General features: G+C 65.4%; 20 protein-coding genes. 19 read left to right on the top strand and 1 reads right to left on the bottom strand.

What is annotated here, in order from left to right:
* Entirely contained in the window at nucleotides 1-786 is a 786-nt protein-coding gene (locus VARPA_RS23945) for a hypothetical protein (RefSeq protein WP_013543170.1), read from the bottom strand.
* A 99-nt stretch (nucleotides 787-885) separates the two neighbouring features.
* Between VARPA_RS23945 and VARPA_RS23940 the strand changes: the two genes are divergently transcribed.
* The 19 genes from VARPA_RS23940 to VARPA_RS23850 all read left to right on the top strand — a co-directional run bounded on the left by VARPA_RS23940 (nucleotide 886) and on the right by VARPA_RS23850 (nucleotide 15,588).
* Nucleotides 886-1,299 carry a gamma-butyrobetaine hydroxylase-like domain-containing protein gene (locus VARPA_RS23940; protein WP_013543169.1) on the top strand — a complete coding sequence of 138 codons (414 nt, stop codon included), beginning with the start codon at nucleotides 886-888 and terminating at the stop codon, nucleotides 1,297-1,299.
* 157 nt (nucleotides 1,300-1,456) lie between these two features.
* On the top strand, nucleotides 1,457-2,188 hold the full coding sequence (gene ubiE / locus VARPA_RS23935) for a bifunctional demethylmenaquinone methyltransferase/2-methoxy-6-polyprenyl-1,4-benzoquinol methylase UbiE (RefSeq protein WP_013543168.1): 732 nt from the start codon (nucleotides 1,457-1,459) through the stop codon (nucleotides 2,186-2,188).
* 33 nt (nucleotides 2,189-2,221) lie between these two features.
* Nucleotides 2,222-3,247 carry a Tim44 domain-containing protein gene (locus VARPA_RS23930; RefSeq protein ID WP_013543167.1) on the top strand — a complete coding sequence of 342 codons (1,026 nt, stop codon included), beginning with the start codon at nucleotides 2,222-2,224 and terminating at the stop codon, nucleotides 3,245-3,247.
* Between the two features lie 51 nt (nucleotides 3,248-3,298).
* Nucleotides 3,299-3,856, top strand: a complete 558-nt coding sequence (locus tag VARPA_RS23925; protein ID WP_013543166.1) for a ubiquinone biosynthesis accessory factor UbiJ — start codon at nucleotides 3,299-3,301, stop codon at nucleotides 3,854-3,856.
* Nucleotides 3,853-5,418 carry a ubiquinone biosynthesis regulatory protein kinase UbiB gene (gene ubiB, locus VARPA_RS23920; RefSeq protein WP_013543165.1) on the top strand — a complete coding sequence of 522 codons (1,566 nt, stop codon included), beginning with the start codon at nucleotides 3,853-3,855 and terminating at the stop codon, nucleotides 5,416-5,418. The genes VARPA_RS23925 and ubiB overlap by 4 nt, the downstream gene beginning before the upstream one ends.
* A 13-nt stretch (nucleotides 5,419-5,431) precedes the next feature.
* Nucleotides 5,432-6,880, top strand: a complete 1,449-nt coding sequence (locus tag VARPA_RS23915; RefSeq protein ID WP_013543164.1) for a sodium:solute symporter family protein — start codon at nucleotides 5,432-5,434, stop codon at nucleotides 6,878-6,880.
* Between the two features lie 82 nt (nucleotides 6,881-6,962).
* The gene (locus tag VARPA_RS23910; RefSeq protein WP_013543163.1) at nucleotides 6,963-7,304 is read left to right on the top strand and encodes an FmdB family zinc ribbon protein; all 342 of its coding nucleotides are present in this window, start codon (nucleotides 6,963-6,965) and stop codon (nucleotides 7,302-7,304) included.
* Between the two features lie 10 nt (nucleotides 7,305-7,314).
* Nucleotides 7,315-7,947 (top strand): DUF502 domain-containing protein, encoded by a 633-nt coding sequence (locus VARPA_RS23905; protein WP_013543162.1) that lies wholly within the window; start codon nucleotides 7,315-7,317, stop codon nucleotides 7,945-7,947.
* A gap of 37 nt (nucleotides 7,948-7,984) precedes the next feature.
* Nucleotides 7,985-9,793, top strand: a complete 1,809-nt coding sequence (gene aspS / locus VARPA_RS23900) for an aspartate--tRNA ligase (RefSeq protein WP_013543161.1) — start codon at nucleotides 7,985-7,987, stop codon at nucleotides 9,791-9,793.
* 64 nt (nucleotides 9,794-9,857) lie between these two features.
* Nucleotides 9,858-10,127 carry a type II toxin-antitoxin system prevent-host-death family antitoxin gene (locus VARPA_RS23895; protein ID WP_013543160.1) on the top strand — a complete coding sequence of 90 codons (270 nt, stop codon included), beginning with the start codon at nucleotides 9,858-9,860 and terminating at the stop codon, nucleotides 10,125-10,127.
* 6 nt (nucleotides 10,128-10,133) lie between these two features.
* Nucleotides 10,134-10,451, top strand: coding sequence for a CcdB family protein (locus VARPA_RS23890; protein WP_013543159.1), 318 nt, complete (start codon nucleotides 10,134-10,136; stop codon nucleotides 10,449-10,451).
* Between the two features lie 8 nt (nucleotides 10,452-10,459).
* Entirely contained in the window at nucleotides 10,460-10,921 is a 462-nt protein-coding gene (nudB, locus tag VARPA_RS23885) for a dihydroneopterin triphosphate diphosphatase (protein ID WP_013543158.1), read from the top strand.
* Nucleotides 10,918-11,688 (top strand): endonuclease/exonuclease/phosphatase family protein, encoded by a 771-nt coding sequence (locus tag VARPA_RS23880; RefSeq protein ID WP_041943026.1) that lies wholly within the window; start codon nucleotides 10,918-10,920, stop codon nucleotides 11,686-11,688. The genes nudB and VARPA_RS23880 overlap by 4 nt, the downstream gene beginning before the upstream one ends.
* 73 nt (nucleotides 11,689-11,761) lie before the next feature.
* Nucleotides 11,762-12,493 (top strand): GTP cyclohydrolase I, encoded by a 732-nt coding sequence (gene folE / locus VARPA_RS23875; RefSeq protein ID WP_013543156.1) that lies wholly within the window; start codon nucleotides 11,762-11,764, stop codon nucleotides 12,491-12,493.
* Nucleotides 12,494-12,495: 2 nt separating this feature from the next.
* Nucleotides 12,496-12,918 carry a BLUF domain-containing protein gene (locus VARPA_RS23870; protein ID WP_013543155.1) on the top strand — a complete coding sequence of 141 codons (423 nt, stop codon included), beginning with the start codon at nucleotides 12,496-12,498 and terminating at the stop codon, nucleotides 12,916-12,918.
* A gap of 16 nt (nucleotides 12,919-12,934) precedes the next feature.
* A complete protein-coding gene (locus VARPA_RS23865) occupies nucleotides 12,935-13,816 on the top strand; it encodes an EamA family transporter (RefSeq protein WP_013543154.1) in 882 nt (293 codons plus the stop codon).
* Between the two features lie 13 nt (nucleotides 13,817-13,829).
* Nucleotides 13,830-14,651, top strand: coding sequence for a DUF429 domain-containing protein (locus VARPA_RS23860; protein ID WP_013543153.1), 822 nt, complete (start codon nucleotides 13,830-13,832; stop codon nucleotides 14,649-14,651).
* 133 nt (nucleotides 14,652-14,784) lie between these two features.
* Entirely contained in the window at nucleotides 14,785-14,982 is a 198-nt protein-coding gene (locus VARPA_RS23855) for a CsbD family protein (protein ID WP_013543152.1), read from the top strand.
* A gap of 87 nt (nucleotides 14,983-15,069) precedes the next feature.
* Nucleotides 15,070-15,588 carry a BON domain-containing protein gene (locus VARPA_RS23850; protein ID WP_013543151.1) on the top strand — a complete coding sequence of 173 codons (519 nt, stop codon included), beginning with the start codon at nucleotides 15,070-15,072 and terminating at the stop codon, nucleotides 15,586-15,588.
* Nucleotides 15,589-15,628 lie beyond the last annotated feature (40 nt).

Genomic DNA, 15,628 nt, shown 5'->3' with positions numbered 1-15,628 from the left:
TCAGCGCGCGGCGGCCGTGCGAGTCGTCCCCAGCTTGCGGTTCGCGCAGGTCTCCTTGAATTCCGGCGTGGCGCGCATCTCCTTCGAGAAGCGCTTCGATGCGGCGCTGCCATCGCGGCACACACGGTCCAGTTCGGCCTGCGCGTCGTGGTTACCCGCATGCGATGCATGGGCCAGCACACGCAGTGCGTGGATGGGCAGCGCAGACGGCACGCCGCTCGATGCGGTCGTCGTTTCGGTCTTCGAGGGGGATGTGGCCGGCCTTGCCGTCTCGGCCGTCGGCAGCGTGCGGGCCGTGCCCGCCGATGTGGGCAGCCGCTCGACCGCGGTGAAGTCGCCGCTCTTGCCCGCGCGCTCGACCATCTGGCGGTAGCTGTCCATCATTCGTGACGTGTCCTTGGGCGTCAGGTCCTTCGCGGGCTTTGACAGGTAAGCCGCGACTTCGGGAGGCAGCGCCGCATTCACGCTGCTGAATTCATGGCTGGCGCCTGCGCCCCGCGGTCCCAACTGCGCGGCATGCGCCGCGTCGTCGCCCAGCGCCGCCGCCCCTTTTCCGGCAACACCCGCCACGCCGGTCGCGCTCTCCGCCGCCACGGCGCCTGCGCCAACTGCCGCGCCCTTGCCTGCGGTACCGGCCGCCTTTCCCGCGGTTGCAGCCTTGCCAGCAGCCTTGCCGAGCAGGCCCAGGAAGGCATGCGCCGGCACGACGGTGCCGACCGCCAGCGCGGCGCAGAGGACAAGTGCTGCCCAGTTCGGGCGCGATGATCGATGGCGTTGAATCTGCATGCTGCGATGCTAAGCGCTGGTATTCGTGGGCCGAGGCGCATGCAGGCGCAGCCGCGCGGCATACTGCGCGCCTCACGAAAATTTTCCGAACGGAATCCCATGGCAGGTTTGAAACCGGGCGCACCGACGCCGCAATCGATCACCGTGCACGGCCAGTCGCGCGTGCTCGAAGTGGGCTTCTCGGACGGCGCGACCTTCCGCATTCCGTTCGAGCTCATGCGCATCTACTCGCCCTCGGCCGAAGTGCAGGGCCACGGTCCGGGCCAGGAAGTGCTTCAGACAGGCAAGCGCGATGTGGAGCTCGTCGGTCTCGAACCGGTCGGCAACTACGCCGTGCAGCCGGCCTTCAGCGACGGCCACGACACCGGCATCTATTCGTGGGACCTGCTCTATGAACTCGGCGCGAACCAGGCCGACCTGTGGGCGCAATACGAACGCCGACTCGCCGAAGCGGGCGTCGATCGCGATGCGCCGATGATCGACAAGGGCGGGTCTGCGTGCAGCAGCCATTGATGCTCCAAATTTCCTTGGCGCTATTGAAAAGATAGCTCTGCAGGCAGCAGGGACGCGCGTTGCAGCGCCTCTTCATTTGAAGAAAAAGCAACAAATGCCCGCCGTGGGTGCGGGGTCGTCGGCTTGATGTGTAGGCTTCCGGCCTAACATCGGTTGCATGAGTACAACCCACTTCGGCTTCGAGAAAGTCGACGAAAGCGAGAAGGCGCAACGTGTCCGCGGCGTCTTCGATTCGGTGGCCTCGCGCTACGACGTCATGAATGACCTGATGTCCGTGGGCCTGCACCGCGCGTGGAAGGCTTACACCGTGATGGTGGCGAACGTGGGCGAAGGTTCGCGCGTGCTCGACATCGCGGGCGGCACCGGCGACCTCGCACTCGCCTTTTCGAAGAAGGTCGGCGCCACCGGCCAGGTGGTTCACACCGACATCAACGAAGCCATGCTGAGCACCGGCCGCGACCGTCTGCTCGATGCCGGCGTTGCCTTGCCCACGCTGGTCTGCGATGCCGAGAAGCTGCCGTTTCCCGATGACCATTTCGATGTCGTCACCGTGGCCTTCGGCCTTCGCAACATGACGCGCAAAGACATCGCGCTCAAGGAAATGAATCGCGTGCTCAAGCCGCGCGGCAAGCTCCTGGTGCTCGAGTTCTCCAAGATCGCCAAGCCGCTCACCAAGGCCTACGACTGGTACTCCTTCAACGTGCTGCCACGCCTTGGCAAGCTCGTGGCCGGCGACGACGCGAGCTATCGCTACCTGGCCGAATCGATCCGCATGCATCCCTCGCAAGAGGAGCTCAAGACCCTCATGAAAGAGGGCGGTTTCGGACATGTGGACTATCACAACATGACGGGTGGCATCGCTGCCCTGCATGTTGGAATCAAGTGTTGATTGAAGCGAATTTTTCGCTCTAGAGGAGACGACATGAAAAGTTTGAGTTCTTTGTTTTTGGCAGCTGCATTGGTGCTCGTGAGCGTGCAGGCCGACGCCGCCCGTGTGGGCGGCGGCAAGTCCCTCGGCCGCCAATCGTCCAACGTGACGCAGCGCCAGTCCACGCCGCCTGCCGCACCTGCGCAGCAGAACGCGACCAACTCGGCCGCCAAGCCCGCAACGCCTGCGCCTGCAGCCGCTGCACCGAAGCGTCCATGGGGCGCGATGCTCGGCGGTCTCGCCGCTGGCCTCGGCCTCGCATGGCTCGCGAGTTCGCTCGGCCTGGGCGCCGGCTTCGCCAACATCCTGCTGATCGGCCTGCTGATCTTCGCGGCGCTCGCCGTGTGGCGCATCTTCAAGGCGCGTTCGGCTGCTTCGAACGGTACCAATGGCCAAGGCGGCTTCGCGTTCCAGGGCGCGGGCGCCAGCCCCTCCAACGCCAGCGCGCCGGCGCAATACAGCCCGAACAACGTGGGCAACGATGCCTCGGCACGGCCATGGGAGCGTTCGGCCACGGCCTTCGACGCCACGCCGGCCGACGGTGATCGCCATGGCAGCAGCCTCTCTGCAGCAGGCGCCGCAGCCGGCGGCAGCATGATCGGCTCCGCGCTGGGCGGTTCGCAGTCCTGGGGCATCCCCACGGGCTTTGATGTCGACGGTTTCCTGGGCGCCGCCAAGCGCAACTTCGTGACGCTGCAGGACGCATGGGACCGCGCCGACGTGTCGATGCTGCGCTCGATGATGACCGACGAGATGGTCGAGGAAATCCGCACGCAGTTGGCCGACCGTGCAAGCCACACCGGTGGCGCGTCGAACAAGACCGAAGTCGTGATGCTCGACGCCAAGCTGCTCGGCATCGAAGAGCTGCCCGATGCCTACATGGCGAGCGTGGAGTTCTCCGGCATGATCCGCGAGGACGCCTCGGCAGGCCCGGGTCCGTTCCGCGAAGTGTGGAACATGACCAAGCCGACCAGCGGCGGTGGCGGCTGGCTGGTTGCCGGCGTGCAAGCGCTGCAGTAAACGGCAGACGTTCGCGGCCGCCGGGCCGCGTACAGAAACGATAATGGGGACATGGCCACACCATCGTCCCCTTTTTCTTTTCTCGGCGACCTCTTCAACCGCATCGGCGAGCGCCTGCAGCCGCCGGACTGGGCGGTCCACGAGATTCAGCACCGCGCGGTCCTGTTCCTCAACCACGTGCTTCAGCAGGAGCCCGAAGCCCAGCAGCGGCTGCTGCGCCAGCAGGGCAGGGTGGTGCGATTCCAATGGCGCTTCGTGACCATGGAACTGGTCGCCACGCCGGCCGGCCTGCTCGACCTGGCACCCGCAGGTTCCACGCCTGAACTCACCCTCACCGTCACCGACGATTCCCCCTTCGAGATCGCCCGTGCCACGCTGCGCGGCGACAAGCCCTCGGTGCAGATCGTCGGCGACGTGCAGCTCGCGGCCGAGGTCAACTGGCTGGTCGACCATGTGCGCTGGGACGTCGAGGACGACCTCGCACGCGTGATCGGCGATGTGCCCGCGCACACCCTGGGCAATGGCGTGCGACGCGTGGTGACGGCGCTGCGCCAGTTCGTCGGCGACCGCACGGCCAAGGCCGGCGGTTCGGCGGGCCAGGCCGAATGAGGCGCTTCTACCGCGGCCTGTTCATCGTCTGGGTCGCGTTGCGCTATGGCCTGGACGAGCTCGTGCTCACGAGCTTCCAGAAGCCCTGGCTGCGCGTGGTGGCCCGTGTGGTTTCCATCGGCCGGAACCTCGATGCGCCACGCGGCCAGCGGTTGCGCGAGGCGCTCGAGCGCCTGGGTCCCATCTTCGTGAAGTTCGGCCAGGTGCTGTCGACACGGCGCGACCTGCTGCCACCCGACATCGCCGACGAACTCGCCTTCCTGCAGGACCGTGTGCCGCCGTTCCCCTCGGCGGTGGCCATCGCCACCATCGAGCGCGCGTTCCGCAGGCCGGTCGGCGATGTGTTCGTGCAGTTCGACGAGACGCCGATCGCGAGCGCCTCGATCGCGCAGGTGCATTTCGCGACCATCCGGACCAACGACGGCGAGATCCGCGACGTGGCGGTCAAGGTGCTGCGCCCAAGCATGCGCGGCATCATCGAGAAAGACCTGGCGCTCATGGCCATGATGGCCGGCTGGGTCGAGAAGCTCTCGCCCGACGGCAAGCGCCTGAAGCCGCGCGAGGTGGTCGGCGAATTCGACAAGTACCTGCATGACGAACTCGACCTGGTGCGCGAGGCCGCCAATGCGGCCCAGTTGCGCCGCAACATGGCTGAGCTCGATCTGGTGCTGATTCCCGAGATGTTCTGGGACTTCTGCCACCCCGAGGTGATCGTGATGGAGCGCATGAACGGCGTGCCCATTGCCCAGCTCGACCGCCTGCGCGCGGCCGGCGTCGACATTCCCAAGCTCGCGCGCGACGGCGTCACGATCTTCTTCACCCAAGTGTTCCGCGACGGCTTCTTCCACGCCGACATGCACCCGGGCAACATCCAGGTGAGCCTGGCGCCCGAGACCTTCGGGCGCTACATCTCGCTGGATTTCGGGATCATCGGCACCCTCACCGAGTCGGACAAGGAATACCTCGCGCAGAACTTCGTGGCGTTCTTCCGGCGCGACTACAAGCGCGTGGCCGAACTGCACCTGGAAAGCGGCTGGGTGCCCGAAGGCACGCGCATCGACGAGCTGGAGGCGGCGATCCGCACCGTCTGCGAGCCGTACTTCGACCGGCCGCTGAAGGAAATTTCGCTCGGCATGGTGCTGATGCGGCTGTTCCAGACCTCGCGCCGCTTCCATGTGGAAATCCAGCCGCAACTGGTGCTGCTGCAGAAGACGCTGCTCAACATCGAGGGCCTGGGCCGCCAGCTCGACCCTGAACTCGACCTCTGGCACACGGCCAAGCCTTTCCTCGAAAAGTGGATGGTCGACCAGATCGGGCCGAAGAAGCTGCTGCAGCAACTCAAGGCCGAAGCGCCGCGCTACGCAAAATTGCTGCCGCAATTACCTCGATTGCTTCACGATTTCCTGGAAAATCGGCCGCCCGATCATCGCCGCGAGTTGCTCGAACTGCTGGCCGCGCAAAAGCGCACCAACAGGCTGCTCCAGACCATCATTTACGGTGGCATAGGTTTTGTATTGGGGTTGCTCGCCATGCAATTGCTGGTGCGTGTGAAGTTGTTCTAGAGGAGATTCCCCCGTGCTGCTGACGTTGGTTGTCGTCTATCTGCTGGTCACCATCGCCATCGGGCTCTATGCCGCCAAGCGGGTGAAGAACACCACCGACTTCGCCATCGCCGGGCGGCACCTGCCGCTCTTCATGATCGTCACAACAACCTTCGCGACCTGGTTCGGGTCCGAAACGGTGCTCGGCATCCCGGCCAAATTCATCGAAGGCGGGCTGAACGGCGTGGTGGAAGACCCGTTCGGCGCCGGCACCTGCCTGATCCTGGTGGGCCTGTTCTTCGCGGGCAAGCTCTACCGCATGACGCTGCTGACCATCAGCGACTACTACCGCGAGCGCTACGGCCGCACGGTGGAAGTGGCCTGCACGCTGATCATCATGCTGAGCTACCTGGGCTGGGTCTCGGCGCAGGTCACGGCGCTGGGGCTGGTGTTCAACGTGCTGTCGGCCGGCGCCATCAGCATTCCGATGGGCATGGTGATCGGGGTCATCTCGATCCTGGCCTACACGCTCTTCGGCGGCATGTGGTCGGTGGCGGTGACCGACTTCATCCAGATGATCATCCTGGTCGCCGGCCTCGCGATCATCGCGATGTTCGCCGGCAACATGGCCGGCGGTGCCGACAAGGTGGTGGCCTTCGCGGTCAGCAAGGATCTCTTCAAGTTCTGGCCCGAGCCCAACTGGCACGACATGGTGTTCTTCTTCGCCGCGGCCATCACGATGATGCTGGGCTCCATTCCGCAGCAGGACGTGTTCCAGCGCGTGATGTCGGCCAACAGCGTGAAAGCCGCGACCCGCGGGCCGGTGATCGGCGGCGTGGCGTACATCCTCTTCGCCTTCGTGCCGATGTTCCTCGTGGCCAGCGCGCTCCTGATCATGCCGGACGAGGTGGCCGTGCTGCTGAAGGAAGATCCGCAGAAGGTGCTGCCCACGCTGGTGCTGCAGAAGATGCCGTTCGTGATGCAGGTGCTGTTCTTCGGCGCGCTGCTGTCGGCCATCAAGTCGACCGCCTCGGCCACGCTGCTGGCCCCGAGCGTCACCTTCACCGAGAACATCTGGCGCCAGTTCCGTCCGTCCGGCACGGACCGCGAGAACCTCCGGACCATGCGCATCACGGTGCTGCTGTTCAGCGCCGCCGTGCTGGCCTACGCGATCCGCATGCAGGGCACGCCGATCTACGAGCTGGTTTCGGGCGCCTACCAGGTGCCGCTGGTGGGGGCGTTCGTGCCGCTGGTGTGCGGGCTGTATTGGCGCCGCGCCACCACGCAGGGGGCGGTGGCGTCGATCCTGCTGGGCATCGGCACCTGGCTGTTGTTCCTGGCGTTGCCCTGGGGCGCCGTTTTTCCGGCGCAACTGGCGGGCGTTCTGGCCTCGTTCACCGGCATGGTGGCCGGCTCGCTGCTGCCGCAGTGGGTAGCGAACACTCACACGCCGCATCGGCCGCTGGCCACCGAAGCGGCCTGAGAGCGCCCCGGGGGCGGGGTGGGCCCTTATAATCGAGGGCTTTGCGAGCGGCAGCTGCGCCGCTTCTGGACCCTATTTCCCCATGCCCATCTACGCCTACAAGTGCAGCGCCTGCGGCTTTGCCAAGGACGCTTTGCAGAAGATGTCCGACGCGCCCCTCACGGTGTGCCCGGCGTGCGGCGCCAGCGCTTTCGAAAAGCAGGTGACGGCCGCCGGTTTCCAGCTCAAGGGATCGGGCTGGTACGTGACCGATTTCCGCGAAGGCGGCGGCAAGAAGGCCGAGCCGGCCACTGCTCCCGCAGCGAGCGAGGGCGCCAAGTCCGCCGACTCTTCACCTTCTTCCTCCAGCGCCGCCGCGCCGAGCCCTGCTCCTGCCCCGGCGCCCGCTCCCGCCCCGGCTCCTGCCGCCAAGACCGGCGACTGAGACCCCACCCATGCTCGCCCTGCGCAAATGGTTGTTCTCCGGCTTGCTGGTGATCGTTCCGCTGTTCATCACCCTGGCGGTGCTGAAGTGGATCATCGACACGCTGGACCAGACGCTCTGGGTGCTCCCGGCCGTGTGGCAGAAATGGCTGTTCGAGAACAATATCCGCGGCTTGGGCGTGCTGCTCACGCTGGCGATCCTGCTGGTGGTCGGCGCCATCGCGAGCAACTTCGTCGGCAAGCGCCTCCTCGGCTGGGGCGATGCCGTGGTGCGGCGCATTCCGGTCGTGCGCTCGATCTATTCGAGCGTCAAGCAGGTGTCGGACACGCTGTTCTCCGAGAACGGCAATGCATTCCGCACGGCGGTGCTGATCCAGTGGCCGCGCGAAAACGTGTGGACCATCGCCTTCGTGACCGGCGCGCCGGGCAACGAGGTGGCCGAGCACCTGGGCATCGAGGAATTCCTCAGCGTCTACGTGCCGACCACGCCCAATCCCACGGGCGGCTACTTCGTCATGCTCCGCCGCAGCGACTGCGTCGAACTGAAGATGAGCGTGGACGAAGCGCTCAAGTACATCGTCTCGATGGGGGTGGTCGTTCCAGGCGGCCCCGCCACGGTGGCGATCAAGCCATCCAACTCATAAAAACGAACGCGCCACGACGGCGCCGGAAGTCATCCCTATGGCCATGCGTACTCACTATTGCGGTCTTGTGACCGAAGCCCTGTTGGGCCAGACCGTCACCCTGTGCGGGTGGGTCAACCGTCGCCGTGACCACGGCGGCGTGATCTTCATCGACGTGCGCGACCGCGAAGGTTACGTGCAGGTGGTGTGCGACCCCGATCGCGCCTCCACCTTCGCCGTGGCCGAGAACCTGCGCAACGAGTTCTGCGTGCAGATCACCGGCCTCGTGCGTTCGCGCCCCGAAGGCACGACCAACGACAGCCTCAAGAGTGGCAAGATCGAAGTGCTGTGCCATGAGCTGAAGGTGCTCAACCCGTCGGTCACGCCGCCGTTCCTGCTGGACGACGACAACCTCTCGGAAACCACCCGCCTCACGCACCGCGTGCTCGACCTGCGCCGTCCGGCCATGCAGCGCAACATGATGCTGCGCTACAAGGTGACGATGGAAACGCGCAAGTTCCTCGATGCCAACGGCTTCATCGACATCGAGACGCCGATGCTGGGCAAGTCCACGCCCGAAGGCGCGCGCGACTACCTCGTGCCCAGCCGTGTGCACGACGGCAGCTTCTTCGCGCTGCCGCAGTCGCCGCAGCTCTTCAAGCAGCTCTTGATGGTGGCCGGCTACGACCGCTACTACCAGATCGTGAAGTGCTTCCGCGACGAAGACCTGCGCGCCGACCGCCAGCCCGAATTCACGCAGATCGACATCGAGACCTCGTTCCTCGCCGAAGAGGAAATCCGCGAGATGTTCGAAGGAATGATCCGCAACGTGTTCCGCAATGCCGCGGGCATCGACCTGCCGGTGTTCCCGACCATGACGTACGGCGATGCGATGTTCAAGTACGGCTCGGACAAGCCTGACCTGCGCGTGAAGCTCGAATTCACCGAACTCACCGAGCTGATGAAGCGGGTCGAGTTCAAGGTGTTCTCGAACGCCGCGACGCAAAAGGACGGTCGCGTGGTCGCATTGCGTGTGCCTGGCGGCGGCGGCGAGGGCGGCTTGTCGCGCGGTGAAATCGACGCGTACCAAGAGTTCGTCAAGATCTACGGCGCAAAGGGCCTCGCCTACATCAAGGTGAACGACGCGGCTGCCGGCCGCGAAGGCCTGCAGAGCCCGATCGTGAAGAACCTGGACGACAACACGCTGGCCGAGATCATCGCCCGCACGGGTGCGCGCAACGGCGACATCCTGTTCTTCGGCGCCGACAAGGAAAAGGTCGTCAACGACGCCATCGGCGCGCTGCGCGTGAAGATCGGCCACAGCGCCTTCGGCAAGAAGAGCGGCCTGTTCGACGATCGCTGGGCGCCGCTCTGGGTGGTCGATTTCCCGATGTTCGAGTTCGACGAGGAAGGCCAGCGCTGGAGCGCCGTGCACCATCCGTTCACCGCACCGAAGGACGGCCATGAAGACCTCATGGACACCGCCCCCGAGAAGTGCATCGCCAAGGCCTACGACATGGTGCTCAACGGCATCGAGATGGGCGGCGGCTCGGTGCGTATCCACCGCGAGGAAGTGCAGAGCAAGGTGTTCCGTGCGCTGAAGATCAGCGCTGAGGACGCACAGCTCAAGTTCGGCTTCCTGCTCGACGCGCTGCAGTACGGCGCCCCGCCGCACGGCGGCATCGCCATCGGCCTGGACCGCCTGGTCATGCTGATGACCGGCGCCGAGTCGATCCGCGACGTGATCGCCTTCCCCAAGACCCAGCGCGCGCAAGACCTGCTGACGCAGGCGCCGAGCCCGGTCGACGAGAAGCAGCTGCGCGAACTGCACATCAAGCTGCGGAACACGCCGCAAGCCGCAGCCTGAGTCCGGCAGGTTGGCGTGGGCAGTGTGATTGGCTAAAATGGCTAATCACTCCCCGGAGCCAGCCATGCAGATCACCGCCACCGAAGCCAAGAACCGATTCGGCTACTACCTCGGCCAAGCCGAGCGTGAACCGGTGCATGTGATGAAGAACGACCGCGTGGCGGTCGTTCTTGTTTCCGCTGCGCGTTTTGCGGAACTCGAAGCGCTCGAAAAGCAGAAGTCGATGGCGCAGCGCAAGCGCGAATTCAACGAGGAATACAAGGACTGGATTGCTGCGCAGAACGAGCTGGTCGAGACGCACGGTGTTTTCGGCGAAAACTTCCGCCCCTGGTAAGCACCTGTGGCGCAATTCGACATCTACGCCAATCCCGACAAGGCCCAGCGCACTGCATTCCCGTGGTGTGTCGACATGCAAAGCGATCTGCTGGGCGTGTTGCCGACGCGGTTGGTCATGCCGCTGACGACCCAGAAGTACCTTCCGCCCAAGGCGCCGCGCCGGCTGTGTCCGCCGGTCCACTGGGAAGGGGAAACTTTTTTCGCATTGCCTCAGATGACCTCGCCTTTCCGGGTGAAGGATCTGGGTACCGCGAAAGGCAATGTGCGCATCGCGTCGAACGACTTGGTGGCTGCGCTCGACGCGGTCATCAGCGGCGTCTGAACACCGCTGTGAAGCCCTTCAAGATTCCAGAGTCGGTGCTGGTCGTGATCCACACGCCGGCGCTCGACGTGCTGCTGATCCGGCGTGCCGATGCCCACGAGTTCTGGCAATCGGTCACCGGCAGCAAGGATGCGGTCGATGAGCCGCTCGCGCTCACTGCGGCGCGCGAGGTGGCCGAGGAAACCGGCATCGAATGCGGCGAGGGCACCGCGCTGGCCTCGCAACTGGTCGACTGGCAACTGAGCAACATCTACGAGATCTATCCCGGCTGGCGCGCGCGCTACGAGCCCGGTGTCACGCACAACACCGAGCACCTGTTCGGCCTCTGCGTGCCCGAGCGCCTGACGCCCCGCCTCGCGCCGCGCGAACACACCGACTGGCAATGGCTGCCGTACCGGGAGGCTGCCGACGCATGCTTTTCCCCGTCGAACGCCGAAGCCATTCTGTTGCTGCCAGAATTTGCGCGATGAACCAGCCGCCAGCCGCAGCAGCAGCCAACAACCTCCGGGTCGCGACCTACAACATCCACAAGGGTGTGCAGGGCATCGGGCCCGCCCGGCGGCTCGAAATCCACAACCTCGGCCACGCCATAGAGCAGCTCGACGCCGACATCGTCTGCCTGCAGGAAGTGCGCAAGATGAACCGGCAGGCTGCGGCCCGCTTCGCGCGCTGGCCCGAGCTGCCGCAGGCCGACTTCCTCGCGCCCGAGGGCTACACCGCCGTCTACGAAACCAACGCCGTCACGCGCCATGGCGAGCACGGCAATGCGCTGCTCACGCGCTGGCCGGTGATCCGCACCGGCCACCAGGACATCTCCGACCACCGCTTCGAACAGCGCGGGCTGCTGCACGTCGTGATCGAGGTCGAAGGCCAGCCGGTGCATGCCATCGTGGTGCACCTGGGCCTCATCAAGGGAAGCCGCGTGCGGCAGATCGCGCGCCTGCGGGAATTCATTGACCGCGAAGTGCCGGCCCACGAGGCCGTGGTCGTGGCCGGCGACTTCAACGACTGGGGCGCGCGCATGCGCTACGCCATGAACGCAATGGGCCTGCGCGACGCCAGCGATCTGCGCGGCCCGCGCACGCTCACCTACCCCTCGCGGCTGCCGGTGGCGCAGCTCGATTTCGTCTACGGCCGCAAGCTGGAGCCGCTTTCCTGCACCGTCCCGCGCGGCCCGATCTGGGCGCGGATGTCCGATCACCTCCCGCTGGTAGCTGACTTTTCGCTACCTAATTGATAGCACTGCTCCAAGAAGGGACGGGCGTTGCAGCCCGAATGTCCTGGAGCCATTCACTGGTACGATCCCCGCCATGCTGAGGAAAACCGACGTCGAACCGCTCCCCGATCGAAAAGACGATGACGAGGGCACGCCCGTCTCCGTCAAGATCCGCGAGCGCCTGAATGCAGCGCGAAAGCGCTTCAACGCCAACGACAACATCGCCGAGTTCATCCAGCCTGGTGAACTTGAGTCGCTGCTCGACGAGGTCGAGGTCAAGATGAAGGCCGTGCTCGAGAGCCTCGTCATCGACGTCGAGAACGACCACAACACCGACAACACCGCGCGCCGCGTGGCCAAGATGTATTTGAACGAGGTGTTCCGCGGCCGCTACGTACCGCCGCCCCCGCTCACCGAGTTTCCCAACGCCGAGCACCTGAATGAGCTGATGATCGTCGGCCCGATCACGGTGCGCAGCGCCTGCTCGCACCACTTCTGCCCGATCATCGGCAAGCTCTGGATCGGCGTGATGCCCAACGAGCACACCAACGTGATCGGCCTGTCGAAGTACGCGCGCCTGGCCGAGTGGGTCATGGGCCGTCCTCAGATCCAGGAAGAGGCGATCGTGCAATTGGCCGACCTGATCCAGGAGAAGACCCGGCCCGACGGCCTCGCGCTGGTGATGGAAGCCGAGCACTTCTGCATGGCCTGGCGCGGCGTGAAGGAAATGGACAGCAAGATGATCAATTCCGTCATGCGCGGCGTGTTCCTCAAGGACCCGAGCCTGCGCCGCGAATTTCTTTCCCTGTTGCCACGAAAGAGCTGAACATGCTGGTCCGTCTTCTCTACGCAAGCCGCGCCGTCGACACCAGCCCTGCGGCCATCGAGGCGATTCTTGCGAAATCGCGCACCCACAATCCGGCGTGCGGCATCACCGGCATCCTCTGCTACGGTGCCGGCACTTTCCTGCAGGCGATCGAGGGCGGGCGCGACGCCATCAGCGATCTCTACGGCCACATTCAGCGCGATGCGCGCCACAAGGACGTGGTGCTGCTGCACTACGAAGAAATCTCCGAGCGCCGTTTCGGCGGCTGGACGATGGGGCAAGTCAACCTCTCGAAGCTCAATGCCTCGACGCTGCTCAAGTACTCCGAGAAGCCCGAACTCGACCCGTACAAGGTCTCGGGCAAGGTCTCGCTGGCGCTGCTCGAAGAACTGATGGCCACCGCCGCCATCGTCGGCCGCCACTGATCCCGGTTCCACCGGGGTGCCGCTTTCCGCCTTCGCACTGATCCTGCTGGCCGGGGTCATCCACGCCAGCTGGAACATCGCCGCCAAGAAGGCGAACGGCGACGCGCGCTTCGCGTTCCAGAGCGGTGTGTTCATGGCCCTGGTGTGGGCGCCCGTGGGCATCACGCTCGGCTGGAGCGTCGTGCCGACCTGGGGCATGAAGGAGTGGGGCTTCATCGCGCTGAGCGGCGTGCTGCACGTCTTCTATTACGTCATTCTTCTGCGCGGCTACCGCAAGTCGGACCTCACGGTGGTCTACCCGCTGGCGCGCGGTTCGGGGCCGCTGCTGTCTTCGCTGGTGGCGATCCTGTTCCTCGGCGAGAAGATCAGCTTGGTCGGCGTGGCCGGCATCTTCGGCGTGGTGCTCGGCGTGTTCCTGGTGGCCGGCGGTCCGCGCCTCTTTCACAGGAAGCACGACCCCATCCAGCGCGAACGTGTGCAGAAAGGTATCCGCTACGGGGTGCTGACGGGCGCCTTCATCGCGGCCTACACGGTGACCGACAGCTATGCGGTCAAGTTCCTCGCGATGTCGCCGATCCTGCTCGATTACATGAGCAACTTCGTGCGTCTCGCGCTGCTGCTCCCCGCCGCGCTGCAGGACCGCGCGACGACCGCGCGCATGTGGCGGGAGCAGTGGAAGTACGCGCTGCTGGTGGCGGCGATCAGCCCGGTGTCCTATGTGCTCGTGCTCTATGCGGTGCAGCAGGCGCCGATCTCGCATGTCGCGCCGGCGCGCGAGGTGTCGATGCTGTTCGCCGCGTTGATCGGCGGGCACTTGCTGCGCGAAGGCGACCGGCTGTTGCGGCTGCTGGGCGCGCTCTTCATCGCCGCGGGCGTCGTGGCGCTCGCGCTGGGCTGAGGGAAGACGAGCCATGCTCTTCGGCTGCGATTTTTCGAGCGCACCGACGACACGCAAACCGATCGTGGTGGCCATCGGGGAGATGGCTGATGCAGGCAGCGTCGCGCTGACCGCCCTGCAGCGCTTTGCGACACTCGAAGCTTGGGGCCGGTGGCTGCGCGATACGCCTTCGTGGGTCGGCGGCTTCGACTTCCCGTTCAGTCTGCCGCGCGAACTTGTCGAGCACCTGAAATGGCCGCTCGAGTGGGCGCCGCTGATGGCGCATTACGCGAGCCTCGGCCGCGCCGAGATCCGCGACACCTTTGCTGCCTTCTGCGCGGCACGACCCGTTGGCGGCAAGTTTGCGCATCGCGCGGCAGATGCACCCGCAGGGTCGAGCCCGTCGATGAAGTGGGTCAATCCGCCGGTCGCCTTCATGCTGCACGCCGGCGTGCCGCCGCTCGTTGCAGCCGGTGCCAGCCTGCCGGGCCTGTACGTGGGCAGCCACGAGGGCCGCATCGCGCTGGAGGCTTACCCGGGCCTGCTGGCGCGCGAGCTGATCGGCCGCCGCAGCTACAAGAGCGACGACCTTGCGAAGCAGACGCCCGAGCGCCTTGCGGCCCGCACCGGCCTGCTCGCCGCACTCGAGGCGGGCACGACGCGGCTCGGCCTGCGGCTCCGGCTCGATGCCGATCAGCGCGCCGAATTGCTGGCCGACCCGCGCGGCGATCACATTGATGCGGTGCTGTGTCTCCTGCAGGCCGCCTGGGGCCTGCAGCGCGCCGCAAGCCCCGGTCCGGGCTACGGATTGCCCGTGGATTTCGATCCGCTGGAGGGATGGATCGTCACGGCTTGAGCCTTGTTGTCCTACACCGCTTCGGGGTGCCGGCGATACCCCACGGGTTGCAGGTGGCGACTAGATTGAAACAAGTGGGCCATTCTGGTCCACCCGTCTCGATCCATCGATATCTACTCAGGAAGGAAACGACATGAACAAGGACCAAGTGGCAGGCCGCGTCGAAGAAGCCAAGGGCAAGCTCAAGGAAGTGACCGGCAAGGTTGTCGGCAACGAGAAGCTCGAAGGCGAAGGCCTCGCCGACCAAGCCGCCGGCAAGGTGCAGAAGACCTACGGCGACGTGAAGGAAAAGGCCAAGGACGCCATCAAGTCGGGCGCCGACAAGTTGTGACCGACCCGGGTTGCGCCTTCAAGGCGCAACCTGTTTTTCTCGTTCCATTTCCATGTGAAGCATGCGAACGATCGACTGGAGGATTCAATGAAAAAACCCCAACAACCCATGGCCATGCCGCATTCGCGCGCATGGCTCGCCGTGCTCGTGGCCGGCGCCGCGCTGACGCTGGCGGCCTGCGACAAGTCCGACAACCGCACCGCCGGCGAGAAGCTCGACAGCGCGGTGGCCAAGACAGAACAGGCGGCGGAAACCGCCGCTGCCAAGACCGGCGAAGCCGTGAAGGACGCCAAGGCGAAGCTCGATGCCTCCGGCACCACTTCCGAGATGAAGGAAGGCATGGCCAATGTGAAGGAGGCCGCCAAGGACGCCGGCACCGCCGTGAGCGCGACGGTCGATGACGCGGCCATCACCGCGTCGGTGTCCGCGGGCCTCGCGAAGGACCCGGACCTGAGCGCGATCAAGATCAACGTCGACACCAAGGGTGGCGCGGTGAGCCTGAAGGGCCCGGCACCGACGGCAGCCGCGAAGGCCCGCGCCGAGGAAATCGCCAAGGGCGTGCAGGGCGTGACCTCGGTGAGCAACGAACTGGAAGTGAAGGGCTGATCGTTCTTCTTTCTTTCGGCCCCAGTGAAAAAGCCCGGTT

Source organism: Variovorax paradoxus EPS, from assembly GCF_000184745.1.
Taxonomy (GTDB): domain Bacteria; phylum Pseudomonadota; class Gammaproteobacteria; order Burkholderiales; family Burkholderiaceae_C; genus Variovorax; species Variovorax paradoxus_C.
The sequence above is the reverse complement of the archived record's forward strand: the minus strand, read 5'-3'. Positions and strand labels throughout refer to the sequence as shown.

Excerpts from the sequence above, each read along its gene's own strand:
- VARPA_RS23945 (WP_013543170.1), bottom strand. The coding sequence starts at position 786 with ATGCAGATTCAACGCCATCGATCATCGCGCCCGAACTGGGCAGCACTT.
- VARPA_RS23940 (WP_013543169.1), top strand. The coding sequence starts at position 886 with ATGGCAGGTTTGAAACCGGGCGCACCGACGCCGCAATCGATCACCGTG.
- ubiE (WP_013543168.1), top strand. The coding sequence starts at position 1,457 with ATGAGTACAACCCACTTCGGCTTCGAGAAAGTCGACGAAAGCGAGAAG.
- VARPA_RS23930 (WP_013543167.1), top strand. The coding sequence starts at position 2,222 with ATGAAAAGTTTGAGTTCTTTGTTTTTGGCAGCTGCATTGGTGCTCGTG.
- VARPA_RS23925 (WP_013543166.1), top strand. The coding sequence starts at position 3,299 with ATGGCCACACCATCGTCCCCTTTTTCTTTTCTCGGCGACCTCTTCAAC.
- ubiB (WP_013543165.1), top strand. The coding sequence starts at position 3,853 with ATGAGGCGCTTCTACCGCGGCCTGTTCATCGTCTGGGTCGCGTTGCGC.
- VARPA_RS23910 (WP_013543163.1), top strand. The coding sequence starts at position 6,963 with ATGCCCATCTACGCCTACAAGTGCAGCGCCTGCGGCTTTGCCAAGGAC.
- VARPA_RS23905 (WP_013543162.1), top strand. The coding sequence starts at position 7,315 with ATGCTCGCCCTGCGCAAATGGTTGTTCTCCGGCTTGCTGGTGATCGTT.
- aspS (WP_013543161.1), top strand. The coding sequence starts at position 7,985 with ATGGCCATGCGTACTCACTATTGCGGTCTTGTGACCGAAGCCCTGTTG.
- VARPA_RS23895 (WP_013543160.1), top strand. The coding sequence starts at position 9,858 with ATGCAGATCACCGCCACCGAAGCCAAGAACCGATTCGGCTACTACCTC.
- VARPA_RS23880 (WP_041943026.1), top strand. The coding sequence starts at position 10,918 with ATGAACCAGCCGCCAGCCGCAGCAGCAGCCAACAACCTCCGGGTCGCG.
- folE (WP_013543156.1), top strand. The coding sequence starts at position 11,762 with ATGCTGAGGAAAACCGACGTCGAACCGCTCCCCGATCGAAAAGACGAT.
- VARPA_RS23870 (WP_013543155.1), top strand. The coding sequence starts at position 12,496 with ATGCTGGTCCGTCTTCTCTACGCAAGCCGCGCCGTCGACACCAGCCCT.
- VARPA_RS23860 (WP_013543153.1), top strand. The coding sequence starts at position 13,830 with ATGCTCTTCGGCTGCGATTTTTCGAGCGCACCGACGACACGCAAACCG.
- VARPA_RS23855 (WP_013543152.1), top strand. The coding sequence starts at position 14,785 with ATGAACAAGGACCAAGTGGCAGGCCGCGTCGAAGAAGCCAAGGGCAAG.
- VARPA_RS23850 (WP_013543151.1), top strand. The coding sequence starts at position 15,070 with ATGAAAAAACCCCAACAACCCATGGCCATGCCGCATTCGCGCGCATGG.